Consider the following 1,254-nt stretch of genomic DNA (forward strand, 5'->3'; position numbering starts at 1 on the left):
TTCGCCGGTGATGGCGCGGGCGACCCAGCGTTGGGCGGTTTCGCGCAGCATGATGGCTTGGGGGTCGAACCAGCGGCCTTGGTACAGCAGGCGGCCGAGCTTGCGGCCGCTTTCGCGGTATTGCTCGATGGTGTCTTCGTTGTGGATGCCGGTGACCAGGCGTTCGTAGGCGATGAACAGCAGGGCCAGGCCGGGGGCTTCGTAGATGCCGCGGCTCTTGGCTTCGATGATGCGGTTTTCGATCTGGTCGCTCATGCCCAGGCCGTGGCGGCCGCCGATGCGGTTGGCTTCGAGCAGCAGTTCGACGGGGTCGCTGTATTCGACGCCGTTCAGGGCGACGGGCTGGCCTTCTTCGAAGCGCACGGTGACTTCTTCGGCCTTGACGACGACGTCGTCGCGCCAGAAGGCGACGCCCATGATGGGCTTGACGATGCGGATGCCGGAGTTCAGGTGCTCGAGGTCTTTGGCTTCGTGGGTGGCGCCCAGCAGGTTCGAGTCGGTGGAGTAGGCCTTTTCAGCCGACATCTTGTAGTCGAAGCCGGCTTGGCGCATGTATTCGGACATTTCCGAACGGCCGCCGAGTTCGTCGATGAAGCGCTGGTCGAGCCAGGGCTTGTAGATCTTGAGGTCGGGGTTGGTGAGCAGGCCGTAGCGGTAGAAACGCTCGATGTCGTTGCCCTTGAAGGTGCTGCCGTCGCCCCAGATGTTGACGTTGTCTTCCTTCATGGCGGCCACGAGCATGGTGCCGGTGACGGCGCGACCGATGGGCGTGGTGTTGAAGTAGGTGATGCCGGCGGTGGAGATGTGGAAGGCGCCGGCCTGCAGGGCGGCGATGCCTTCGGCCACGAGCTGCGCGCGGCAGTCGATCAGGCGGGCGTTTTCGGCGCCGTAGGCCAGGGCCTTGCGGGGGATCTCGTCGTAGTCGGCTTCGTCGGGCTGGCCGAGGTTGGCGGTGTAGGCGTACGGGATGGCGCCGTTGTTGCGCATCCAGAGCAGCGCGGCGCTGGTGTCGAGGCCGCCGGAGAAGGCGATGCCGACCTTCTGGCCGGTGGGAAGGTTCGGGAGGATAGTGGTCATTGTTTGAGGTAAGACGCCAACGGGGCTTTGACAGCAGACTTTGACAGCAACAGGCCGCCAAACAAGAAATCAGACCGCTATTTTAACTCTTTTGATCCGGGCGGGCGGCGGGGGCGGCAGGGGCGTCCGGGCGGGAGCCGGGCAGGGGCAGGGCGTGGGGCCGCGCAGGGTCTGGCG

1 protein-coding gene is annotated in these 1,254 nt (G+C 65.2%); it reads right to left on the reverse strand.

Annotated elements, in window-relative coordinates:
* Positions 1 to 1,077 (reverse strand): argininosuccinate synthase (gene argG / locus U858_RS0133240; RefSeq protein ID WP_025141371.1); only part of this gene is annotated, 1,077 nt, incomplete at its 3' end.
* Between the last annotated feature and the right edge of the window lie 177 nt (positions 1,078 to 1,254).

Source organism: Achromobacter sp. DH1f (genome assembly GCF_000633435.1).
In the GTDB taxonomy this organism is placed as follows: domain Bacteria; phylum Pseudomonadota; class Gammaproteobacteria; order Burkholderiales; family Burkholderiaceae_B; genus Achromobacter; species Achromobacter deleyi.